This window comes from Vescimonas sp. (assembly GCF_057856985.1).
In genome coordinates, this window is sequence record NZ_DBLZXX010000005.1 from 1 (window position 1) to 21,965 (window position 21,965).

Here is a 21,965-nt window from a genome sequence, read left to right on the forward strand (position 1 = left end):
TCTTTCATTTTGGCGGGAGTGACCTCCTTGCCAAAATACTTTTCCAGTTCCGCAGTAGAAATAATCACGCCTCGATCCTCCTTTTTCTGTTCTGATAAGATGCCGTCAATGACATCGCCGTTGAGCTTGCCTTCCTTATCCAGCTCCCGGAGCCGTTTAGCTTGGGCCAGCGAGGGCGAAGCCTGCTCCCCGTCAATGGAAACAGCAATAAGCCTCTGATTTTTCGGTTTGATGTAGGACAGTTCCACGGCAGGCATAAAGCCCATCTTTTTATCGTCTACCTTATCCAGAAGCTCCGGCACAAGAGAGTTGAGCCGCAAGTAGCGCATGACCTTTTTATAGTTCATCTCATGCGCCTCGCCCACAATCTCAACCGAGCGTTTTCCAACATCGCCTTCCGCAACGCCTTTCAGCCGCCCGCCCTGATGCTTAATGTCCTCAACCTCAAGTTCCAGCAGCGCGGCCAATTCACTGGGGAGCATCCCGTCACGCTGCTTGTTGCTGTCCTTCATGGCCTGCACCGCTTCGTGGTCGGTCATTTCACGGACAATAAAGGGCATTTCCTCCAGCCCCGCCAGTTCACTGCCGTGGGTACGGCGATGGCCCGCTACAATTTCATAGCCGTTTCCGTCTTTCTCCGGGCGGGCAAGACCGGGAACCATTACACCGTTTACGCGGATAGAAGCAACGATTTCCTGCATCTTCGCATCGTCCCGTACCTTAAAGGGGTGCGGACGGAATGTGTGAAACGGATGAACCTCGGAAAGTTTCAGATAAACCAGCTTGCCTTCCTCAACCGGGCGGGGCGGTGTGGTCGGCTCGGGCGCCGTCTGTTCCGCAGTGGCAGTTTCCTTCGGTGCCGTATCCTGTGCGGGCTTAATGGGCTCCTTGGCATCCGGGGCCTTTCCGTCACTTCGGGACACTTTGTCTCGTTTGGACGGCTTGGGCTTGTCATGGGCCGCCTTATCCGCCTTGGGTGGGCGGCCCTTGCGGGCCCCAGCCGATTTCTCCGATTTCTGATTTTCAGTCGCAGCCTTTTCCGCTTTCGGCGGACGGCCACGGCGCGGCTTTTTCGGTTCCTCCGTATTGGCGGGCTGCGGTGTTTCTCCGGGGGCTGCCGCCTCTGGCGTTTCGTGGGTTTCCGCCTTTTCGACTTCGGCGCGGGCGTTCTGCCTCTTTTCCGCCATAAGTTCATTGATTTTGTCAAAGGACACAACCACATCGCCGGGCTCAGGTATGGCAGGCCCGGTCTGTTCCTGCTGGGGCTCAGACGCTGCGGCCTGTTCGGGTGTGGTGATAGGCTCGGCGGCCTCCGGGGAAATATTCTCCGCAGAGCCAGTATTCAATTTTTCATCGGCCATTTACGATCCTCCTTTTCGTTAAAGTTGCACAAATTTGAACGCTAAAATTTTGTAGTTATTTTTGTGCCTCCTTTCCGTCTATCCACGCAAAAAAGCCGCCCGTTTTTCATGCCGGACGGCTTTTTGCGTAATGTGATAGATCAAATATTATTTTTTCTGGTTTGTAGGCTCCGAAAAGCCTTGTATTTACAGTGTTCCTAATAGGAAGTAATCATATGAAAATGGCATCATAAACAGCAAAAATGAGAAGGCGATTCGGAAACTTTTAGCGGAAAGCAAAGTGCCTAGAATTGCAGCACTAACTGATTATCATTGCAATTAACTGTGACTGAGATATGGCGCAGGTTGCGGACTGATTGTACGAATTTGCCGTCCGCTTCAACCGCGTAGAAAGAATAATGTTGACTTAGTATAGCTGTCAAACAAAATCTGCGCGTACCGCTATCTCCTCTGGGGGCTGCTGGCTGTGCTCTAACTGAGCGAAACGGGTACCGCACGAGTAGCACAGTTCATCCCTACCCATGCAGGATGTCAGCTGAATAAACGAATCAGGGAGGCAGGCCGATGGCCTGCCTCCCTGCAGCTTTATGCGTGCTTAGGTTTGACGTTTACCGACTTTCGCACCAGCTACCCTTGTGCCACAATGTGTACTTGTGAAAACGTAGCCTCGGGCGTCTCTTGTTTACGTTTCCTCCGGTGTATCCGGCGTTTCTTCCGTGTCCGGCAGCTCCTCGGCGGCATTCTCCGATTCTGTGATGGTGGGAATGAACGCCCGGGCCAGCCTGCCCCTGCCGCGGTGCTTGATGTAGAAGTACCCGATGGTGCTGAACACCACTGCGCCGATAAAATTGACGAACAGGTCCGCCATGGTGTCGTACAGTCCGATGTCCAGATACCCGTCAAACCCCAGGTCCTGTCCGTTGACGGCTACGGAGTGGATGCCGTCGATGGTGACGGGAGTGTTGCTGTTGGTGGGGTCCAGCATCACGGAGGTGATGGACTGCACCACGGTGTCCTTCTGCATGTCCATGTGGAACAGCCGGTCCATGCCGAACTCAAAAAACTCCCACAGCACGCCCACCGTCATGGAAAAGCAGAACGCTGCCAGCGCCACGTAGATGGGGGACAGCTCAAACTTGATGCGGCTGTTGCGGTTGAGGATGTCGATGAGGGCGAAGCCTGTGGCGGCGCACAGAAAGCCGGTGGTGGTGTGGAGCATGGAGTCCCAGTGGGGATAGGTGATGAAATAGCACTCCAGCTCGCCCAGGATCTCCGCCGCGAAGATAAACAGCAGGATGATGATCTCCAGCGTGGACGGCAGCTCGATGCCGAAGTTCTGCTGGATAAAGAACGGCAGCATGAACAGCGCCAACACCAGCAGGCAGATGAACGCGCTCTCGTACTCGCCGCGGATGATGGAGGATACCAGCGTGCCCAGCACGATGAGCCGCAGCACCAGATACACCGCGAATACCACGGGCTGCCGCCGGATGGTGCCCTTCAGGTCACGAGGGCTGGGAATGGGCTTGTGGGGTTTCTTCATAGTGTCTCCTCCTTGTGGGCCGACCGGCAGGATGAGCAGGACCGGTCGTGTTTCCCGCGGCTGCTGCATCCCTTGCAGCCGCCGCAGCAGTTTTTCCGGTTTCCGACGGCGGTGCGGAACGCAAGAAACAGCGCTGCCGTCACCGCTGCGAGAATGAGAATGTCCCAGACGTTCATAGCAGCACACTCCCGATACCGTGGGCCACGAAAGCCACCACCCACGCGATGAGACACTGCCATACGGCCAGCCCGACCGCCCATTTGCCGCCCAGCTCACGCCGGACGGAGGTCACCGCCGCGATACAAGGGGTATACAGCAGGCTGAACACCAGCAGCGTCGCCGCAGCCAGCGGAGAAAGAATGCTGCCGATGCTGTTTCCGAATAGTACCTCCAGTGTAGACGCCACGCTCTCCTTGGCCATAAAGCCGCTGATGAGGGCGGTGCAGATGCGCCAGTCGCCCAGCCCAAGCGGCGCGAACAGCGGAGCCAGTACGCCGGCGGCCATGGCCAGCATGCTGTCCGCAGAGTCGGACACCATGTTCAGGCGCAGGTCAAAGCTCTGGAGGAACCACACCACCACCGTGGCGATGAGAATGACGGAGAAGGCCCGCTGCAAAAAGTCCTTGGCCTTTTCCCACAGCAGCTGCGCCACGTTCTTAGCGCTGGGCAGCCGGTAGTTGGGCAGCTCCATCACGAAGGGAATGGGCTCGCCGCTGAACAGCGTGCCCCTATAGAGCAGTGCCGCCAGGATCCCCACCAGGATCCCCAGCAGGTACAGCCCCGCCATGATAAGGCCGCCCCGGCCGGGAAAGAACACGCTGACAAAGAACGAGTAGATGGGCAGCTTGGCCGTGCAGCTCATGAACGGCGTCAGCAGAATGGTCATTTTCCGGTCCCGTTCGCTGGTCAGGGTGCGGGTGGCCATCACTGCGGGGACGGTGCAGCCGAAGCCGATGAGCATGGGAACGATGCTCTTGCCGGACAGGCCGATCTTCCGCAGCGGCTTGTCCATGACAAAGGCCACTCTGGCGATGTAGCCGCTGTCCTCCATCAGGGACAGGAAGAAGAACAGCGTCACGATGATGGGCAGGAAGCTCAGCACGCTGCCCACGCCGGTGAAAATGCCGTCAATGACCAGGCTGTGGACGGCGGGGTTCACATCCAGCCCTGTCAGGGCGCTGTCCGTCAGGGCGGACAGCTTGTCGATCCCAGCTGCCAGCAGGGACTGGAGCCACGCCCCGATGACGTTGAAGGTCAGATAGAACATCAGCAGCATGATGCCGATAAAGCAGGGGATCGCGGTGTAGCGGCCGGTCAGGATGCGGTCGATCTTCTCGCTGCGCACGCGCTCCCGGCTCTCGTGGGGCTTGATGACCGTCTGCTCGCAGAGGCGTTCAATAAAATCGAACCGCATGTCCGCGATGGCGGCACTGCGATCCAGACCGCGCTCCGCCTCCATCTGCAGCACGATGTGCTCCAGCATTTCCCGCTCGTTTTCATCCAGCGCCAGCTGCGCCAGAATGAGACTGTCTCCCTCGATGGCCTTGGTGGCGGCAAAGCGTACCGGCAGACCGGCCTGCACGGCGTGATCCTCGATGAGATGTACCACCGCGTGGATGCAGCGGTGTACCGCGCCGCCGTGGTCGTCCTTGCCGCAGAAGTCCTGCTGCAGCGGCGGCTCCTGATATTTCGCCACATGGACAGCGTGCTGCACCAGCTCATCCACACCCTCGTCCTTGGCGGCGGAGATGGGGACGACCGGAACGCCCAGCATGGCCTCCATGGCGTTGACGTCGATGGAGCCCTGATTGCCCACCAGTTCATCCATCATGTTCAGCGCCACCACCATGGGAATGCCCATTTCCAGCAGCTGCATGGTCAGATACAGGTTTCGCTCGATGTTGGTGGCGTCCACGATGTTGATGATGGCTTTGGGCTTGTCCTGCAGCACGAAGTTCCGCGACACGATCTCCTCGCTGCTGAACGGGGACATGGAATAGATGCCCGGCAGGTCGGTGACCTCCGTGTTGGGATAGCCGCGGATCACACCTGTTTTGCGGTCCACCGTGACGCCGGGGAAGTTGCCCACGTGCTGTCTCGCTCCGGTGAGCTGGTTGAACAGTGTGGTCTTGCCGCAGTTCTGATTGCCCACCAGCGCGTAGGTCAGGACGGTGTCCTCCGGCAGCGGATGCTCGCCCTCCTTGCTGTGGTACTTGCCGCTCTCGCCAAGACCGGGATGGTCGGGGTCCCGGGCGCGATCCACACCGACATGGCTGCGGCTGCGCTGCCGGATCGGCTCGATGTCGATCTGATCGGCCTCCGCCAGACGCAGCGTCAGCTCGTAGCCATGGACCTGTACCTCCATGGGGTCTCCCATGGGGGCCAGCTTTACCACCGTTACCTCTGCGCCGGGGATCATGCCCATATCCAGAAAGTGCTGCCGCAGCGCACCCTCGCCGCCCACCCGGCGAATCACGGCGCTTTTGCCTGCCTCTAATTCTCTCAGCGTCATATGTAAGTGTTCCTCTTTTCAGGAATAGTTTATCTTCTTACTGTACAGGATGGCATGGCGCTCTGTCAAGCCCCGTTCCCTCGCAGGAGCGGGTTTTGCCCGCCTGTAATCGAAAAAAATATGCCAAAAGCGGAGAGAAGAGCCTTCCGGCGGTTTCCCGAAACTCCTCCTTGTAAAATCTGCCGCGGCAGTGTATAATATATTGCCAAAGCATATTATGGCACAGCGTGTGCCCCGAAATATCAACAGAAAAGGTGAAAGACTATGGAACGAATGAAAATCGCAGCGATCTTCGCCGATCAGGAGTCTCTGGGCGGCAAAGAGGTCACGGTCTGCGGCTGGGCGCGTACCATCCGCGACATGAAGACCTTCGGCTTCATCGAGCTGAACGACGGCTCCTGCTTTAAGAATCTGCAGGTGGTCATGTCCGCCGAGGAGGTCTCTAATTATAAGGAGATCGCCGCGCAGAACGTGGGCGCGTCCCTGATCGTCCACGGCGCCGTAGTGCTGACGCCGGATGCCAAGCAGCCGCTGGAGGTCAGAGCCTGCGCCATCGAGGTGGAGGGCAAGTCCACCCCGGATTACCCTCTGCAGAAGAAGCGCCACAGCGTGGAGTTCCTGCGTACTATCCAGCATCTGCGTCCCCGCACCAATCTGTTTTCCGCCACGTTCCGCGTCCGCTCTGCGGCGGCCTACGCCGTCCATGAGTTCTTCCAGAGCCGCGGCTTCGTGTATGTCCAGACTCCCATCATCACCGGCTCCGACTGTGAGGGCGCCGGCGAGATGTTCCAGGTCACCACGCTGGATCTGAACAACGTCCCTAAGACCGAGGATGGTCAGGTGGACTACTCTCAGGACTTCTTCGGCAAAAAGACCAGCCTCACCGTGTCCGGCCAGCTGAACGCCGAGAACTTTGCCATGGCCTTCGGCGATGTGTACACCTTCGGCCCCACCTTCCGCGCCGAGAACTCCAACACCCAGCGCCACGCCGCCGAGTTCTGGATGATCGAGCCGGAGATGGCTTTCTGCGATCTGGCCGGCGACATGGACGTGGCCGAGGCCATGATCAAGCACATTATCCGCAGGGTGCTGGAGCGCTGCCCGGACGAGATCGACTTCTTCAACAGCTTCGTGGACAAGGGCCTGAAGGAGCGGCTGGAGCATGTGGCTTCCTCCGACTTCGGCCGCGTCAGCTACACCGACGCCGTGGAGATTTTGAAAAAGAACAACGATAAGTTTGACTACAAAGTGGAGTGGGGCACCGATCTCCAGACCGAGCACGAGCGGTATCTGACAGAGCAGGTGTTCAAAAAGCCGGTATTCGTCACCGACTATCCCAAGGAGATCAAGGCGTTCTATATGCGCCTCAACGACGACGGCAGGACTGTGGCCGCGGCGGACTGCCTGGTGCCGGGCATCGGCGAGATCATTGGCGGCAGCCAGCGCGAGGAGCGTCTGGACCTGCTGGAGAGCCGCATCCGCGAGCTGGGCATGAAGCCGGAGGACTACTGGTGGTACTGCGACCTGCGGCGCTACGGCTCCTGCCGCCACGCCGGCTTTGGCCTGGGCTTCGAGCGCATGGTGATGTACCTCACCGGTGTCAGCAATATTCGTGATGTGGAGCTGCACCCCCGCACTGTGGGCAGCGCCGATTTCTAAAAAAACGTGCAGGCAAAGGGACTGCGGCCATGTGCCGCAGTCCCTTTTAATACTTCTTCATCATGAACTGCAAAAAAACGAAAAAAAGGGTAGTAATTTGGGGGGTGGCCTGCTATAATGAAAAACTGCAGGTTAGTCATGTTATTGGTGCTATCTGATATAAATTATTAGGTGTGCTTGTAAATAGTTGACATTTTTATTAGGTAAACTTACAGGAGAAAAATATGGAAACACAGAAAAAACGCCGTGGTGACCGGAAGGACGGACGGCTCCTGCGGGAGTTGGACTCCCTCCACTACATCACGGGCATCATCTACCCCAACCGCTGCGACAACGAGGCCTATGTCTCCCTGCGCATCGACCTGACGGCCATGAACGCCTATCTGGCCGAGAAGAACAAGGAGGAGACGGAATTTCCCTACACCATGTTCCATCTGGTGGTGGCGGCACTGCTGAAGACGATCATGCTGCGTCCCAAGCTGAACCGCTTCATTGCCAACAGCAATTTCTATCAGAGAAACTATATCTCCGCCTCTTTTGTGGTGAAAAAGCAGTTCTCCGACAAGGGCGCCGAGGCGCTGGCCGTCATGCGCGGCAAGGAGGACAACACTCTGGCCGATGTACACGAGTATATCCGCCAGCAGGTGACGGAGTGCCGCAGCGAGAAGGTGGACCCTACCACCGGCGTCATGGACTATCTCAACAAGATCCCCCGCTTCGTCAGCAAGGCCGCTATCCGCATCCTGATGTGGCTGGATAAGCACGGCTGGGTGCCCAAGGATATCATCGCCACGGACCCCTATTATAATTCGGTGGTCATCTCCAATCTGGGCTCTATCAAGCTCAAATGCGGCTATCACCACCTGACCAACTGGGGCACCTGCTCCCTGTTCTGCATCATCGGCGAGAAGAAGCTGTTTCCCTTCTATGATGCGGACGGGAACGTGACAATGAGGGAGACGCTGGATCTTGGCCTGACCATCGACGAGCGTCTGGCAGACGGCTATTACTATTCCAAGTCCGTGCGGCTGCTGAAATATCTGTTGGAGCACCCCGAGGAACTGGAAAAACCGCTGAGCGAGGAGGTACAGTATGAGTGAAGTAAAGACCCCGTGGGAGAACTATATGGGCGACGTGCCCATGCATCTGGACTATTTTCAGGGCAGCATGTTCGACGCTGTGGAGCGTATGGCGGACATGTATCCCAATTATATCGCGTTTGACTTTATGGGCCGCTCCGTCACCTACCGCCGGATGGTGCAGGAGATCGAGAAGTGTGCCAAGAGCCTGAAGACCCTTGGCGTGCGGCCCGGCGACCGCATCACCATCGCCATGCCCAACTGCCCCCAGGCCATCTACATGTTCTACGCCGTCAACCTGGTGGGCGGCATTGCCAACATGATCCACCCCCTGTCGGCGGAGAAGGAGATCGAATTCTATCTCAACGCCTCCGAGTCCACCACGGCCATCACGCTGGACCAGTTTTACAACAAGTTCGAGCATATCCGCCAGAACACCCATATCATCAACATCATCATCGCATCGGTGAAGGATGAGCTGAGCCGCACCATCCGCGCCGGCTACATGCTCACAGAGGGCCGCAAGATCCAGAAGATCCCCGAGGATGCGCCTGTCATCCGCTGGCGGGAGTTTATGGAGATGTCCCGGTACTGCTTCTATAAGAACTACCGGGTGGAGCGGGGCTTCAACGATCCCGCCGTCATCCTGTACTCCGGCGGAACCACCGGCACCACCAAGGGCATCGTGCTGACCAACGGCAACTTCAACGCGCTGGGTCAGCAGATCATCGCCACCAACCCCATGTTCCGGCCCGGCGACAAGATGCTGGCGGCCATGCCCCTGTTCCACGGCTTCGGCCTGGGCGTGTGCGTCCACTCCATGCTGGCCAACGGCGGCCGCTGCATCCTCATCCCCCGCTTCACCGCCAAGAGCTACGCCAAGCAGATCGTCAAGTACCGCTGCAACTTCATCGCCGGCGTCCCCACGCTGTACGAGGCGCTGCTGCGCCTGCCCAGCATGGACAACGCCGACCTCAGCAGTCTGAAGGGCGTGTTCTCCGGCGGCGACAGCCTGTCCATCGAGCTGAAGAAGAAGTTCGACAAGTTCCTGTACGACCATAAGGCCGTTATCCAGGTGCGGGAGGGCTACGGTACCACCGAGACGGTGACGGCCTGCTGCCTGACGCCCACCAACATCTATAAGGAGGGCTCCATCGGCCTGCCGTTCCCCGACACGTACATCAAGATCGTGAAGCCCGACACCGACGAGGAGGTGCCCTACGGCGAGGAGGGCGAGATCCTGCTGGCCGGGCCCACCGTGATGAAGGAGTACATGAACAACCCCGAGGAGACGGCCAGAACCCTGCGCAAGCACGCGGACGGCCTGACCTGGGTGTACACCGGAGACCTGGGCACCATGGACGATCAGGGCTTCATCTACTTCAAGGGCCGCGCCAAGCGGATGATCATCTCCTCCGGCTACAACGTGTACCCCGGCCAGCTGGAGAACATTCTGGACGCCCACGAGAAGGTGCAGATGAGCTGCATCATCGGCGTGCCCGATGCCTATAAAATGCAGAAGGTCAAGGCATTCGTGATGCTCAAGCCCGGCGTTCCCGCCGACGATGCCACCAAGCAGGAGCTGCTGGCCTACTGCCGCAAGCACATCGCCAAGTACGCCATGCCCTACGACATCGAGTTCCGCGAGGAACTGCCCAAGACGCTGGTGGGCAAGGTGGCCTACCGCGTGCTGGAGGACGAGGAGAAGGCCAAGCTGGCTGTCCAGCAGCCGGAAGAGGCGTAATATAACAAACAAAGGAGGCTGACTCCCATGGACAAAGAATTGAAGCGGCACTATACGCTGCTCGTGGACTTTCTGGGCCACGTCATGGGCCCCGACTACGAGATCGCGCTGCACGAACTGAAGGATGATTCCAACGAGATCATCGCCATCGCCAACGGCGAGTTGACGGGACGTCATCTGGGGTCGCCTCTGAGCAACAAGATGCTGGAGTATCTGGCAGGGAATCTCAGCGAGACGCAGAACTATGTGCTGGATTTCGAGACGGTCTCCGCCACCGGCAAGACCATGTGCTCCAACTCCATGCTTATTCGCGGCCGCTCCGGCGAGCTGACGGGATTTTTGTGCATCAACTTCGATGCCAGCCGCTATGAGGAACTGGCCCGCAAGGTCATGGAGCTGTGCGGCGGCGGCCTGAAGCGCGGCGTACCCAGCGGTACGCGGCTCATCGCCGACAGCAACGATCCGGTGGAGATGCCGGTGCGCAGCGGATATCCCACGTCGATCGCCGGCGCCACCGCCAGCATCGTGTCTCAGGTGGTGGCGGACTATCCGGTGGAGGTGGACCGCCTGACCCAGGACGAGAAGATGGAGATCATGGACATCCTGAACCGCAAGGGCGTGTTCCTGCTGAAGGGCTCCGTCAGCCACGTAGCCCAGGCGCTCCACAGCTCTGAGGCCAGCATCTACCGGTATCTGGGGAAGCTGAACAACAAGTGAAGAACGCGAAAAGCCTCCCGCAGCATAGGCTGCGGGAGGCTTTTTATGCACAGAAGAAATCAGGCCAGATAGTCCACCAGACTCACGACCAGGGGCATGGTCAGGGCGGAGAAGGCGGTTTGTACCGACACCATGGAGGAGGCCAGCTCCGAGTCCAGCTCGAACTTGGCCGAGAGCATGCTCAGCAGAGCAGCTGCCGGCGCACTGGCGGCGATGACCAGGACCATGGTCAGATCGCTGTTCAGACCCAGGGCCAGGCAGATGCCCAGAGACAGCAGGGGGAACGCCACCAGACGCAGCAGCATGGTGATCCAGGAGCTGGCGCCCTTCAGAGCGGCGCGAAAGTCGGCGTGGCTCAGCTGGGAGCCTACCACCACCATAGGCAGCGGCGTATTCAGGGCCGAGAGGTACGTCGCGGGGGTCATGATGATATCCGGCAGAGTGATTTCCAGCAGGTACAGGGCCAGAGCCAGCACGATGCTGATGACGCCGGGATTCAGCAGCAGGGGGCGCAGCTTCAGCTGGGTCTTGTCACCGGTGATGGCGTAGATGCCGTAGGTCCAGCTGAGGAACGTGAAAATCACGTTGTAGGCCGAGCCGTAGAATACGCCGATGGTGCCGATCAGAGAGGTCATCACGGGGTAGCCCATGAAGCCGCAGTTGGAGAACACGGCGGCAAACAGCAGCAGGTTCCGGCGATGCCGGTCCGTGTCGTGGATCATCAGGCGGGACAGCACGATGAAAGCCACGTGCAGCAGGAGGGACACGGCCACCACGACATAAAAGTTGTGGAGCGTATCCTGCTCAATGGGACGCTGGAAGGCCACCAGCAGCATACAGGGGCTGACGATATACATCACCAGCGTGCTCATGCTGGCGGCGCCATGGTCGTCGATGAGCTTGAGCTTCCCCAGCACGTAGCCCACGGCCATCAGCAGATATAGCGTAATGATCTGACGGCCCACCGTCAGAAAGGATTCGATCATGCCAGGGAGCCTCCTTTATCCAATGGCGCAGCGCGCCGATGTCTTTATAAAAATTCCGCAAAGCACCAGACAAGTCTATCACAAAACCGAAAGCTGTCAAGAGAAACGGTTGTTTTATGGGGGAAATCGGCGTATAATACAATTACTTATGGATAAAAACGGAGGCTCCCTATGAAATTGATGGTCCTTGACGGCAACAGCATCGTCAACCGCGCCTATTACGGCATCCGGCCCCTGACCACGCGGCAGGGACTATACACCAACGCCATCTACGGCTTTATCACCACGCTGCAGCGCCTGCTGGACGAGGAGAAGCCGGAGGCGCTGTGCGTCACCTTCGACCGGCGGGAGCCTACGTTCCGGCATGAGGCCGATGCGGCCTACAAGGCCCAGCGCAAGGGAATGCCGGAGGAGCTGGCGATGCAGATGCTGCCGCTGAAGCAGGTGCTGACGGCCATGAGCATCCCTCGGTATGAGCTGACGGGGTACGAGGCCGACGACCTTATCGGTACCATCAGCCGCAAATGCGAGGCGGCGGGCTGGGACTGCGTCATCGTCACCGGCGACAAGGACAGCCTCCAGCTTATCACCGACCACACCAAGGTGAAGCTGGTGTCCACCCGCATGGGCCAGACCACCACCAAGGACATGACGCCGGAGACATTTCAGGAGACCTACGGCTTCGCACCCATCCATATGATCGACCTGAAGGCTCTGATGGGCGATAGCTCCGACAACATCCCGGGCGTGCCGGGCATCGGGGAAAAGACCGCCATGGCCCTGGTACAGGAGTACGGCAGCATCGATACGCTGTACGCACAGATGCCGGACGTTCACGCCAAGCCCGCCGCCCTGCGGAAGCTGCAGGAGGGGGAGGAGTCGGCGCGGCACAGCTATTGGCTGGCCACCATCGTCACCGACGCGCCGCTGGAGTTCAGACCGGAGGACAACCTGCGCCAGCCCTTCAAGCCGGAGCTGTACGACCTGTTCCTGCGGCTGGAGTTCCAGAAGCTCATCGACAAGTACGGTCTGTCCCCCAGCCGCACCGCGGAGGAAAAGCCGTCTCACACCGCCCATGCGGAGATCGTGGAGACGGCGGCGCGGGCGGAGGAGCTGCTGACCCTGTGGCGGGCGGCAGAGCGCGTCACCGTCTACGGCCTGCCGGATCTCTCCGCGCTGGCGGTAGAGTGCGAGGCGGGGGAGGATGCGACCCTGATGGCGGAGCTGTACGAAAACCGCTACGCCGGGAACTGGCATGACCTGTTGGCGTCGCTGTTCGCGGCGGACATCAAAAAGGTGGGGCACAACGTTAAGGATATGATACGCGCCCTGCTGGAGCGGGAGCTGCCCGCCGAGGGCTTTGTGTTCGATACGGCGCTGGCGGCGTACCTCTGCGACGCCACCGCCGGCAGCTACGATATCGCCAAGCTGTTCCTCTCCTTTTATAACGAGGAGCTGCCCAAGCCCGCCCATCTGGAGCCGGAGGCGTTCACCTCCCTGCTGGGGGACGACGCGGCGGCGCAGACGGCGCTCATCAGCTATACCTCCGCCGTGTCGGCGCTCCACGAGACGCTGGCGCCCAAGCTGCGGGAGCTGGACATGGAGCCGCTCTACTACGATGTGGAGCTGCCGCTGTGCCGCGTGCTGGCGGAGATGGAGACGGCGGGCTTTCTGGTGGATCGGAAGGCGCTGGCCCAGTACGGCGAGACGCTGCAGGGCGTCATGGACGAGACGGAGCAGGCTATCTACGACGCGGCGGGAGAGACATTCAACATCAACTCTCCCAAGCAGCTGGGCGTGATCCTGTTTGAAAAGCTGGGCCTGCCCCACGGGAAAAAGACCAAGACCGGCTGGTCCACCAATGCCGACGTGCTGGAAAAGCTGCGGTACGATGCGCCCATCGTGGCGGATGTGCTGCGCTACCGGCAGTACGCCAAGCTGAAAAGCACCTACGTGGATGGGCTGATGAAGGTCATCGAGCCGGACGGGCGAGTGCGCACCAGCTTCCAGATGACGGTGACGGCCACGGGGCGGCTGAGCTCCACGGAGCCAAACCTCCAGAATATCCCCACCCGCACGGAGCTGGGCAGCCAGCTGCGGCGGATGTTCACCGCGCCGGAGGGCTGCGTGCTGGTGGACGCGGACTACTCTCAGATCGAGCTGCGGCTGCTGGCCCACATTGCCGGCGACACCGAGATGCAGGCGGCGTTCCGGTCAGGGGAGGATTTCCACACCGTCACCGCCTCCCGCGTGTTCCATGTGGAGCCGCAGGAGGTGACACCGGAGATGCGCCGCCGCGCCAAGGCGGTGAACTTCGGCATCGTCTACGGCATCTCCGCCTTCTCGCTGGCGCAGGACATCGGCGTCACGGTGGCGGAGGCCAAGGCGTATATGGAGCGGTATTTTGAGACGTATCAGGGCGTGCGGCAGTATATGACCGACGTGGTCACCAAGGCGGAGCAGGACGGCTACGTCCAGACGCTGATGCACCGGCGCCGCGCCCTGCCGGAGCTGAAAAGCAGCAATTTCAACATGCGGGAATTCGGCAAGCGGGTGGCGCTGAACATGCCGGTGCAGGGCACCGCCGCCGACATCATGAAGCTGGCCATGGTGCGGGTACACCACCGCCTGAAGCGGGAGGGGCTGCGCGCCCGGCTTCTCATGCAGGTACACGACGAGCTGATCGTGGAGTGTCCGGCATCGGAGCGGGAGCAGGCAGAGCGCCTGCTGACGGAGGAGATGGAGCAGGCCGCGCAGCTGTCCGTGCCCCTGATCGCCGAGGCGCACAGCGGCAAAAACTGGCTGGCAGCGAAGGAGTAAGACATGAAACAGGTAAAGATCGTACCCATGGCGGCGGAGCATCTGGACCGGCTGGAGCAGCTGGAGCGGATGTGCTTCTCCCGCCCGTGGTCCAAGAAGATGCTGGCTGAGGAGCTGGACAACCAGTGCGCCGCCTTTCTGGTGGCGGTGGAGCCGGAGACGGAGAAGGCGGTGGGCTACGCGGGCCTGCTGGTGGTGGCTGACGAGGGCTACATTACCAACGTGGCCGTGGACCCCTCCTGCCGCAGGCAGGGCGTGGCAGCCCAGCTTCTGCAGGTGTTCGACAACTTCGCAAAGGGCAATCATCTGGCGTTCCTGACGCTGGAGGTGCGGTCCTCCAACGCGGCGGCCATCGCGCTGTATGAGGGCTTCGGCTTCCGGGAGGTGGGGCGGCGGCGCAACTACTACGACCTGCCCAAGGAGGACGCCCTCATCCTCACAAAATACTACACGGAGGAGGCGGCGCAATGAACATTCTGGCCTTTGAATCCTCCTGCGACGAGACGGCTGTGGCAGTGGTGCGGGACGGACGGCAGCTGCTGTCCGACGCGATCCTCTCTCAGGCGGACATGCACGCCCTGTACGGCGGCGTGGTGCCGGAGATCGCCTCCCGCAAGCACGTGCAGGCCATCGCCGCCCTATCCGACAAGGCGCTGGCCGACGCGGGCCTGACGAAGCGAGACATCGACGCCGTGGCGGTAACGTATGCCCCGGGGCTTATCGGCGCGGTGCTGGTGGGGGTGTCCTTTGCCAAATCCGCTGCCTACGCGCTGGGGGTGCCGCTGATCCCCGTACACCATGTGCGGGGCCACATCGCCGCCAACTATCTGGCGTTTCCGGAGCTGGAGCCGCCCTTCGTGGCACTGGCCATCTCCGGCGGCAACACCCTGATCGTGGACGTGAGGGACTACACGGATATGACGGTGCTGGGCGCTACCCGCGACGACGCGGCGGGGGAGTGCTTCGACAAGGCGGCCCGTGTGCTGGGACTGCCCTATCCCGGCGGCAAGCCCATGGACGAGCTGGCGCAGCAGTCCGCCGGCGGCAAATATGAGCTGCCCCGTGCCCACGTGTCCGGCGCGGAGCTGGACATGAGCTTCTCGGGCCTGAAAACGGCGGTGGTGAACCTGGCCCACAACGCCCAGCAGAAGGGGGAGGAACTGGACGCCCCCGCGCTGGCACGGGACTTCGCCTGCGCCGTGTCGGGCGAGCTGGTGCCCCGCGCCATGCGGGCGCTGGAGCTGACAGGGTATGACACGCTGGTGGCCGCCGGGGGCGTGGCGGCGAACTCCGTCATCCGCGGGGATCTGGAGCACGCCTGCCGTAAGACGGGGACGCGGCTGTTCCTGCCGCCGCTGCGATGGTGCGGAGATAACGGCGCTATGATCGGCGCGCAGGGCTACTACGAGTATCTGGCGGGCCGCCGTGCCGGACTGGACCTCAATGCCTACGCCACCATGGATCTGGGTACACTGACATAACGTGCAGCCCCGCTCTTTCGGGAGCGGGGCGTTTTCCTGCTCCGATGGCTGGCAGAAGGGGTCGTTATGGTAAACAAGATGGCTGTGCGCGTCGATTTGTGATGTTATGTAAAGTAAAACGGGGAGATTAGAAAAGTGGAAACCGAAGTATGAGTGTCGGTGAATCTGGCGAAAAAGGAGGAAAAGTATTGAAAATACAGGGAGCACATAGCTGTGGAAAACTTTGTGGAAAGTGTGGATAACTCTTTGTAAAAATTATGTAATGCAGGATTATGTAAAATGTATGTAAAGGGAACGTCTTGCAGCGGAATAGCGAAATTGTCAGGGAAAAGCGGGGGAATAGGGAAAAGCGAAGCTTTTTCCCAGGGTGTGACGGAAACGGGGAAGGGAGCGGATTTTCGCGGCGTGAGAAAAAGCGGCAGGCTTCGATGGGGAGATTACGTTATGTATTATTTCGCCGGAACGGCGAAAAGACGGTTGACGGCGGCACGGGGATATGTTATACTATCATCTGGTATTTCACTGTGCTTGTGTGGCTCAGCTGGCAGAGCAGCTCACTCGTAATGAGCAGGTCGCCGGTTCGAATCCGGCCACAAGCTCCAGACTCCTCGCGGATGACGCGAGGAGTTTTTCTATGTGCAAGAGCAGCGACAAACGATATACACTTCCTATGAAGAACGCGGAGGCCTCCGTCCGCATGGAGGGCTGCCAGGTGACGCCCCAGATGCGGGAGCAGTGCCAGCGTGTGCTGCGGGGCGAGGTGACCACGGCGGAGCTGCTGCGGCAGATACTTGGCGAGGCGATAAAATGAGTATAGCAAAAAAGGCCGCCGCAGGGAATTCCCTGCGGCGGCCAGCATCAGCACCGACATCGATCAGCGCCGGCGTGCCCGGCCCGAATTGCCTTTTGTTTTTACTCCCTGCTTCTATGTCTGCGCTGTCTTTACAGGCAGATATCTTTCTCGGCTTCGTCGTGCCAGAGACAGCAGGTACCTTTGCCCAGACGCTTGGCCCGGTACAGGGCCTTGGTCGCCTTTTCCAGCAGCTCGGAAAAGGGACATTCCTCGTCGCCGCACAGGACGGCGCCGGCGGAGCAGCTGCCGAGAAGCTCCGCACCCGGCAGGAGCTCGCCGATGGCGCGGCAGATCTCGGTACCCTTGCGCCGGACCGCCTCGGCGTTGTCCATGCGGCGGAGGATCACCACAAACTCGTCCCCGCCGTAGCGGCAGAGGATGTCGCCGTTTCGGGTGCGCCTGCGCAGCAGCTCGCCGAAGGCTTTCAGCAGCTGGCTGTCATGGTCGTGACCGCAGCCGTCGCTGACTTTTTTCAGGCCGCCCAGATCGAAAATATACAGTGCCAGAGGCAGGTCCTCCCGCCACAGGGAATCCAGCGCGGTATGGAGGCCGCGGCGGTTCAGCAGACCCGTCAGATAGTCTCGGCAGGTATGGTTCTGCGGCGTGCGCTCCCGTGCCTTGTGGGTGGATAAGCCGGTCAGCAGCTCCAGCCGCTTCCGCAGACCCACCTGGGTATGGGGCTTTTTGATGAAGTCATCCGCACCGGCGCGCAGGGCCTGGCTCTCCAGCGCTTCGTCCTGTGGCAATGTTACCAGAACAGGGACGTGCCAGAGGGCGGGGTTGGCTTGGATGGCGGCCAGCACGTCGAAGGCTCCCTGCTGCGGCAGGGTCATGCTCAGCAGCACAGCGAACGTCTCGTCGCGTTCGTGCTCCGCCACGCAGGCAAGAGCCGTGACCGCGTCGGCGGCCTCCAGCACCTGGCGGAGACCGGAAAAGGTGGCGCGCACCTGGGCGCGGTAGTCGGGATCCTCGTCCGCCACCAGCAGAGTCTGGGCAGGGCGGGTGAACACCGCGCGGCCTATGATGGCGCGAGAGGGCTCCTCGGTCAGGTATTTTTCAAACTCGGCGCTGGGCATGGGCTTGGCAAAGAAGTAGCCCTGCACGTAGTCGCAGCCGATGTCGCGGATGTGCTCCAGCTGCTCCCGGGTCTCCACGCCCTCGGCCACCACGCTGAGGTTCAGCCGGCGGGCCAGCTCGACGATGAAGCAGAGGATGCCCTGCTCCGGCGGTTTGGCTGTCTCACTCTGGATGAACTTCATGTCCAGCTTCAGGATGTCCAGCTTCATCTGGTTCAGCATGTTCAGGGAGGAGTAGCCGCTGCCGAAGTCGTCCATCTCGATGATGAAGCCAAGGGAGCGCAGATGCGCCACGGTGTCGATGATCTGCTGCGGATCCTCAGTATAGGCGCTCTCCGTGATCTCCAGATGCAGCAGGGCGGGCTTCAGCCGGTACTTTCGTATCAGACCCAGCAGCACATCGGCCACGTCTGCCTGATAGATGTCGGCGCGGGAGATGTTGACGGACACGGGGACGGTGGTGAGCCCACGGCTCTGCCAGTCGTGGAGCAGGCGGCACGCCTCCTCCCAGACGTAGCGGTCCAGCTGGGTGATGAAGCCGTTCTTTTCAAAAAGGGGGATAAACTCACCGGGGGACAGGAAGCCCATCTCAGGATGGATCCAGCGCACCAGCGCCTCGGCACCGGCCAGTCGGTCGTCCAGCAGGCTGAACTTGGGCTGGAGGTAGACCTGAAACTGCCTCTGGGCGAGGGCGGCCTCCATGGACTCGGTGATGACCTGCTCCCGCAGCAGCTTGCTGCGCAGGCTGTCATCGTAGACGGAGAAATGGGTGTTGTACTGGCCACGGATGCTGTCCGCTGCCAGAAAGGCACGGTCGCACATCTGCTCCACAGAGACGCCTTCGCTGGCCACCTCATACACGCCCCACTTCATAACGGTGTTCTTCGCCGCGCTCAGCATCTGCTGACCGGTCTCCACAAGGTGATCGTAGTTTGCAGTGCGGTGCTCCTGACTGCGCAGGAGCATGAAGCGGTCGGCGTTGAAGCGGCCGCAGATCTCATCGCGGCCCTTTAGCTCCAGAAACATGTTGGCGATCTCGCGGAGCAGGCGGTCGCCGGCGGCGATGCCGAACACATCGTTATACAGCTTGAAATTTTCGATATTGGAGCAGATGATGGTATACTGCCGCTCCGGATGGGTGCGCATCTGCTCCTGCGCCTGCTTATAGAAGAACTCCTTGCTGTAAAGACCGGTGAGCCGGTCATAGCGGAGCTGGTTGACCATGGCTGCATTTTCCCGCAGGTTGATGAGGCTGGCCACGCGGTGCAGGATGATCTGGGGGCGGTAGGGCTTTGGCACGAAGTCCGTGGCACCGTGCTCCAGCGCGGCGATCTCATCGGTCTCGCTGTCATTCTGGGTGGTGACGATGACGGGGATCAGGGCCAGCTCGGGGTCCTGCTTCACCAGCTCCAGAAACGTATAGCCATCCATCACCGGCATCATCACATCCAGCAGGATCAGGGCAATATCGTCCTTGCGATCCCGCAGAAGGTTCAGGGCTGTCTGGCCGCTATCCGCCTCTGTCACGTCGTATTGGCCGGACAGGATCATGCGCAGCATCTCGCGGTTGATCTGGTTGTCCTCCACCACAAGGATCTGTTTCTTCAATGACATCTCTACTACTCCTCTTTTGCTTGTTTGACAGCGATGCCGCGCATCGGTTGGGGGGGAGAGCTGCGCCCGGGCCGCCCGGCTGCCGGCGAAAGGTTTCCGGGGTCATGATGCGTCGCGCCTCAGCTTTTGCTGCCGGTCTCGTCTGGCGCGGGGGATACGCTGCAGCCGCAGCGGCCATGGGCCTTGGCGGTATAGAGGGCGCTGTCCGCCGCCCTGAACAGGCTGCCGCAGAAGCCATTCTCATCGGAGAAGGCCACGCCTGCGCTGAGGGATACCGCGGGGAGGCCGTCCTCCGGTACGGCCAGCAGGCCGTTGATCTCCGCGATTTTATCGGTGATGGTGTAGTATAGCTCGCGGCTCATATCCACCATGATGACGGCAAATTCGTCGCCGCCGATGCGGCACACGTAGTCGGTGGAACGGAAGGTGGTGTGCAGGAGCGCGGCCACCCTTTTCAGGATGCGGTCGCCCGTGTCGTGGCCGCAGGTATCATTGATCTGCTTAAAGACGTCCACATCCGCCAAGATCAGAGCGAAGCTGCTCCGGTCTTTTTCATACAGGCTCAGGATCTGATCGAAGGAGCGGCGGTTCAGCAGCTCCGTCAGACTGTCGTGCTCCGCCTGATGCTTCATCAGCATCTCCCGTTCCTCATTTTCCTCGTAGATGCTGTTATAGGTCTCCGCCAGCGTCCGCAGCTCCGCTACTCCGTGGATGGGGGCGATGACGCCGTGGTGGATGCTTTCGTTATACTCCAGCAGGGGGTGTACGATGCCGCGGCGGATGACCATGCACTCCAGCAGCATCACTGCGGCGAAGAGCACCACGCAGACGGTGATGGTCCGGAAAATGCGGGCAAACACATCCGCCGCCCGCTGCTGCCGTGCCGTCAGTGTGTCGGTGAACACGCCAGAGCTGCATCCACGTCGCCGGCGATCTCGGACTTGGCGTCCTCGCCGCCGTGGAGGGCGGACAGGTCCGCCAGCGCGGTCTCACGGCTGCGGGTGACGTTGGCCTCCTCGAAATAGGCGTCGATATAGGTCTGCTCACCGGTGGCGGCGGCCAGCCGCACCTGACGGGTCAGCGTGTCCGAGCCTGTCTGGAATCGCTGGGCTGCGGCCTCACAGGCGATGTAGTCCCGGGTGGAGCTTTGCAGCACCTCGTATTTCCGAAAGCCCAGAATGGACACGGCGATACAGAGGATCGCCAGTACCGCGGTGATCCCCAGACTCCAGTTGCCCAGCGTCCGTATTTTCAAATTCCCGGCCATGCCAACGCCTCCTTTCCGGGCGCACAGGGCGCAGTCCTCCGAATGAGAAAAAACCAAAATCGCACGGGCGTTCTTGACAGTATTTTAACGATATTATACAGCATTCTCTGGAAAAATCTACAAGTAATTTTGTGCAAAGAGGAAAATTTTACAAATCAAAATTGGAGATTCTGCCGAAGGAGACAAGCAGACGAAAAGGCGTTTCAGATGCCGGAGCGGGCGAAGTGCTATGATCTGCCGGCAGCGGCCGCGCATCAGATATGCTGCATCAGTATGAACCCACCGAATAGAATTGTCAACCTGCCCTCGCCGCTGACAGAAAAAACGCCGCCCCGGCGGGCGGCGTTTCGATGACGGACGATATACTATGGCTCCTGCATGTCACGTATCACTGTTGGCAGAGCCGCGGTGGGCGTCGTGGCGGCGGCAGACCTGCCGGTAGATCAGCAGGCCGACACCGGCGATGACCAGCGTGGCGAGGAAAGTGACAACGGCGAACTGGTAATTCTGCATGCCCAGAGCATCGCCGCCCACGGTGGACGTGACGATGGAGGGGATGCGGCCCACGGAGGCGATCAGCAGCCAGGAAGACCAGCTCAGGTCCGTGAGGCCCGCAAAGTAGCACAGCAGGTCCTTGGGTGTGCCGGGGACGGTGAATACCAGCCACAGCAGCGCTGTCCGCTTAGGGGACGTGCGCAGAAAGGACAGCTTTTCCAGCTTCTCCCTGGGGAAGAACACCTCCACCAGCGGGATACCCCATTTCCGCACCACGGCGAACACCGTCACACTGCCCAGGATCGAGCCCAGCAGGCACAGCACCGTGCCCCACACGGCGCCGAAGGCGTAGCCTCCCGCGATCTCCAGCGGTTCGCCGGGGATGATGGCCACCAGCACCTGCAGAAACACCATGCCCGCGTAGGCGGCCATGCCCCAGACGCCGTGACCGGCCACCCACTGGCGGAACGCCTCCGGCTCCCTGGCGAAACGGACCATGGGACGGCCCGCGAACCAGGCCAGCGCCGCAGACAGCAGGACAAAAATGACGATCGCGCCGCCGGACAGCAGCTTTTTCTGTTTTTCAGTGAACGCGCGGTGCTGTTTCATGTGTGCGGGCCTCTTTCGTGGAAATATAGTTCATCATGCTGCATGGTATCCTACCACAAAAAACGGGGGAATATTTGAACGAATCATAAAGATTTCCTTAAACGGAGAAAGAGAGCCGCAGCGCAGCCCTCTTTTTGCGTGATGAAGAA

The 21,965-nt window shown here is 60.3% G+C and carries 17 protein-coding genes and 1 tRNA gene; 9 read left to right on the forward strand and 9 right to left on the reverse strand.

The features are described from left to right. The 4 genes from ACZM22_RS05555 to feoB form a co-directional block, all read right to left on the reverse strand. Window positions 1–1,361, reverse strand: a 1,361-nt coding sequence (locus ACZM22_RS05555) for a ParB/RepB/Spo0J family partition protein (RefSeq protein WP_489543371.1), incomplete at its 3' end; no start/stop codon positions are given. Window positions 1,362–2,043: 682 nt separating this feature from the next. Beyond that, the gene (locus ACZM22_RS05560) at window positions 2,044–2,904 is read right to left on the reverse strand and encodes a DUF2238 domain-containing protein (RefSeq protein WP_489543372.1); all 861 of its coding nucleotides are present in this window, start codon (window positions 2,902–2,904) and stop codon (window positions 2,044–2,046) included. After that, window positions 2,901–3,080: a FeoB-associated Cys-rich membrane protein gene (locus ACZM22_RS05565; RefSeq protein WP_489543373.1), complete on the reverse strand. Its 180-nt coding sequence runs from the start codon at window positions 3,078–3,080 to the stop codon at window positions 2,901–2,903. Before ACZM22_RS05565 ends, ACZM22_RS05560 begins: the two co-directional genes overlap by 4 nt. Further along, complete coding sequence (gene feoB / locus ACZM22_RS05570; protein WP_489543374.1) at window positions 3,077–5,416, reverse strand: ferrous iron transport protein B; 2,340 nt, start codon at window positions 5,414–5,416, stop codon at window positions 3,077–3,079. Before feoB ends, ACZM22_RS05565 begins: the two co-directional genes overlap by 4 nt. Window positions 5,417–5,680: 264 nt before the next feature. Here feoB and asnS point away from each other — a divergent pair, with 264 nt between their 5' ends. The 4 genes from asnS to ACZM22_RS05590 all read left to right on the forward strand — a co-directional run bounded on the left by asnS (window position 5,681) and on the right by ACZM22_RS05590 (window position 10,615). Beyond that, window positions 5,681–7,075: an asparagine--tRNA ligase gene (gene asnS, locus ACZM22_RS05575; protein ID WP_489543375.1), complete on the forward strand. Its 1,395-nt coding sequence runs from the start codon at window positions 5,681–5,683 to the stop codon at window positions 7,073–7,075. Between the two features lie 224 nt (window positions 7,076–7,299). Then, a complete protein-coding gene (locus tag ACZM22_RS05580; RefSeq protein WP_484424267.1) occupies window positions 7,300–8,175 on the forward strand; it encodes a hypothetical protein in 876 nt (291 codons plus the stop codon). Next, window positions 8,168–9,898, forward strand: a complete 1,731-nt coding sequence (locus ACZM22_RS05585; RefSeq protein WP_489543376.1) for a class I adenylate-forming enzyme family protein — start codon at window positions 8,168–8,170, stop codon at window positions 9,896–9,898. Before ACZM22_RS05580 ends, ACZM22_RS05585 begins: the two co-directional genes overlap by 8 nt. 27 nt (window positions 9,899–9,925) lie before the next feature. After that, the gene (locus ACZM22_RS05590) at window positions 9,926–10,615 is read left to right on the forward strand and encodes a helix-turn-helix transcriptional regulator (protein WP_484438339.1); all 690 of its coding nucleotides are present in this window, start codon (window positions 9,926–9,928) and stop codon (window positions 10,613–10,615) included. Window positions 10,616–10,674: 59 nt separating this feature from the next. On the opposite strand, the gene ACZM22_RS05595 is transcribed toward ACZM22_RS05590, so the two are convergent. After that, window positions 10,675–11,601 (reverse strand): AEC family transporter, encoded by a 927-nt coding sequence (locus ACZM22_RS05595; RefSeq protein ID WP_484424266.1) that lies wholly within the window; start codon window positions 11,599–11,601, stop codon window positions 10,675–10,677. Window positions 11,602–11,772: 171 nt separating this feature from the next. Between ACZM22_RS05595 and polA the strand changes: the two genes are divergently transcribed. The 5 genes from polA to ACZM22_RS05620 all read left to right on the forward strand — a co-directional run bounded on the left by polA (window position 11,773) and on the right by ACZM22_RS05620 (window position 16,713). Then, the gene (gene polA, locus ACZM22_RS05600) at window positions 11,773–14,421 is read left to right on the forward strand and encodes a DNA polymerase I (RefSeq protein WP_489543377.1); all 2,649 of its coding nucleotides are present in this window, start codon (window positions 11,773–11,775) and stop codon (window positions 14,419–14,421) included. A 3-nt stretch (window positions 14,422–14,424) separates the two neighbouring features. Further along, window positions 14,425–14,892 carry a ribosomal protein S18-alanine N-acetyltransferase gene (gene rimI / locus ACZM22_RS05605; RefSeq protein ID WP_489543378.1) on the forward strand — a complete coding sequence of 156 codons (468 nt, stop codon included), beginning with the start codon at window positions 14,425–14,427 and terminating at the stop codon, window positions 14,890–14,892. Then, entirely contained in the window at window positions 14,889–15,902 is a 1,014-nt protein-coding gene (gene tsaD / locus ACZM22_RS05610) for a tRNA (adenosine(37)-N6)-threonylcarbamoyltransferase complex transferase subunit TsaD (RefSeq protein ID WP_484424263.1), read from the forward strand. The genes rimI and tsaD overlap by 4 nt, the downstream gene beginning before the upstream one ends. Window positions 15,903–16,428: 526 nt before the next feature. After that, a tRNA-Thr gene (locus ACZM22_RS05615) sits at window positions 16,429–16,504 on the forward strand. Window positions 16,505–16,536: 32 nt separating this feature from the next. Continuing rightward, window positions 16,537–16,713 (forward strand): antitoxin VbhA family protein, encoded by a 177-nt coding sequence (locus ACZM22_RS05620; protein ID WP_489543379.1) that lies wholly within the window; start codon window positions 16,537–16,539, stop codon window positions 16,711–16,713. A gap of 131 nt (window positions 16,714–16,844) precedes the next feature. On the opposite strand, the gene ACZM22_RS05625 is transcribed toward ACZM22_RS05620, so the two are convergent. The 4 genes from ACZM22_RS05625 to ACZM22_RS05640 form a co-directional block, all read right to left on the reverse strand. Further along, window positions 16,845–19,445 carry an EAL domain-containing protein gene (locus tag ACZM22_RS05625; protein WP_489543380.1) on the reverse strand — a complete coding sequence of 867 codons (2,601 nt, stop codon included), beginning with the start codon at window positions 19,443–19,445 and terminating at the stop codon, window positions 16,845–16,847. Window positions 19,446–19,564: 119 nt separating this feature from the next. After that, entirely contained in the window at window positions 19,565–20,350 is a 786-nt protein-coding gene (locus tag ACZM22_RS05630) for a GGDEF domain-containing protein (protein WP_489543381.1), read from the reverse strand. Next, the gene (locus ACZM22_RS05635; RefSeq protein ID WP_489543382.1) at window positions 20,332–20,712 is read right to left on the reverse strand and encodes a hypothetical protein; all 381 of its coding nucleotides are present in this window, start codon (window positions 20,710–20,712) and stop codon (window positions 20,332–20,334) included. The genes ACZM22_RS05630 and ACZM22_RS05635 overlap by 19 nt, the downstream gene beginning before the upstream one ends. Before the next feature lie 381 nt (window positions 20,713–21,093). After that, complete coding sequence (locus tag ACZM22_RS05640) at window positions 21,094–21,816, reverse strand: TVP38/TMEM64 family protein (RefSeq protein WP_489543383.1); 723 nt, start codon at window positions 21,814–21,816, stop codon at window positions 21,094–21,096. Between the last annotated feature and the right edge of the window lie 149 nt (window positions 21,817–21,965).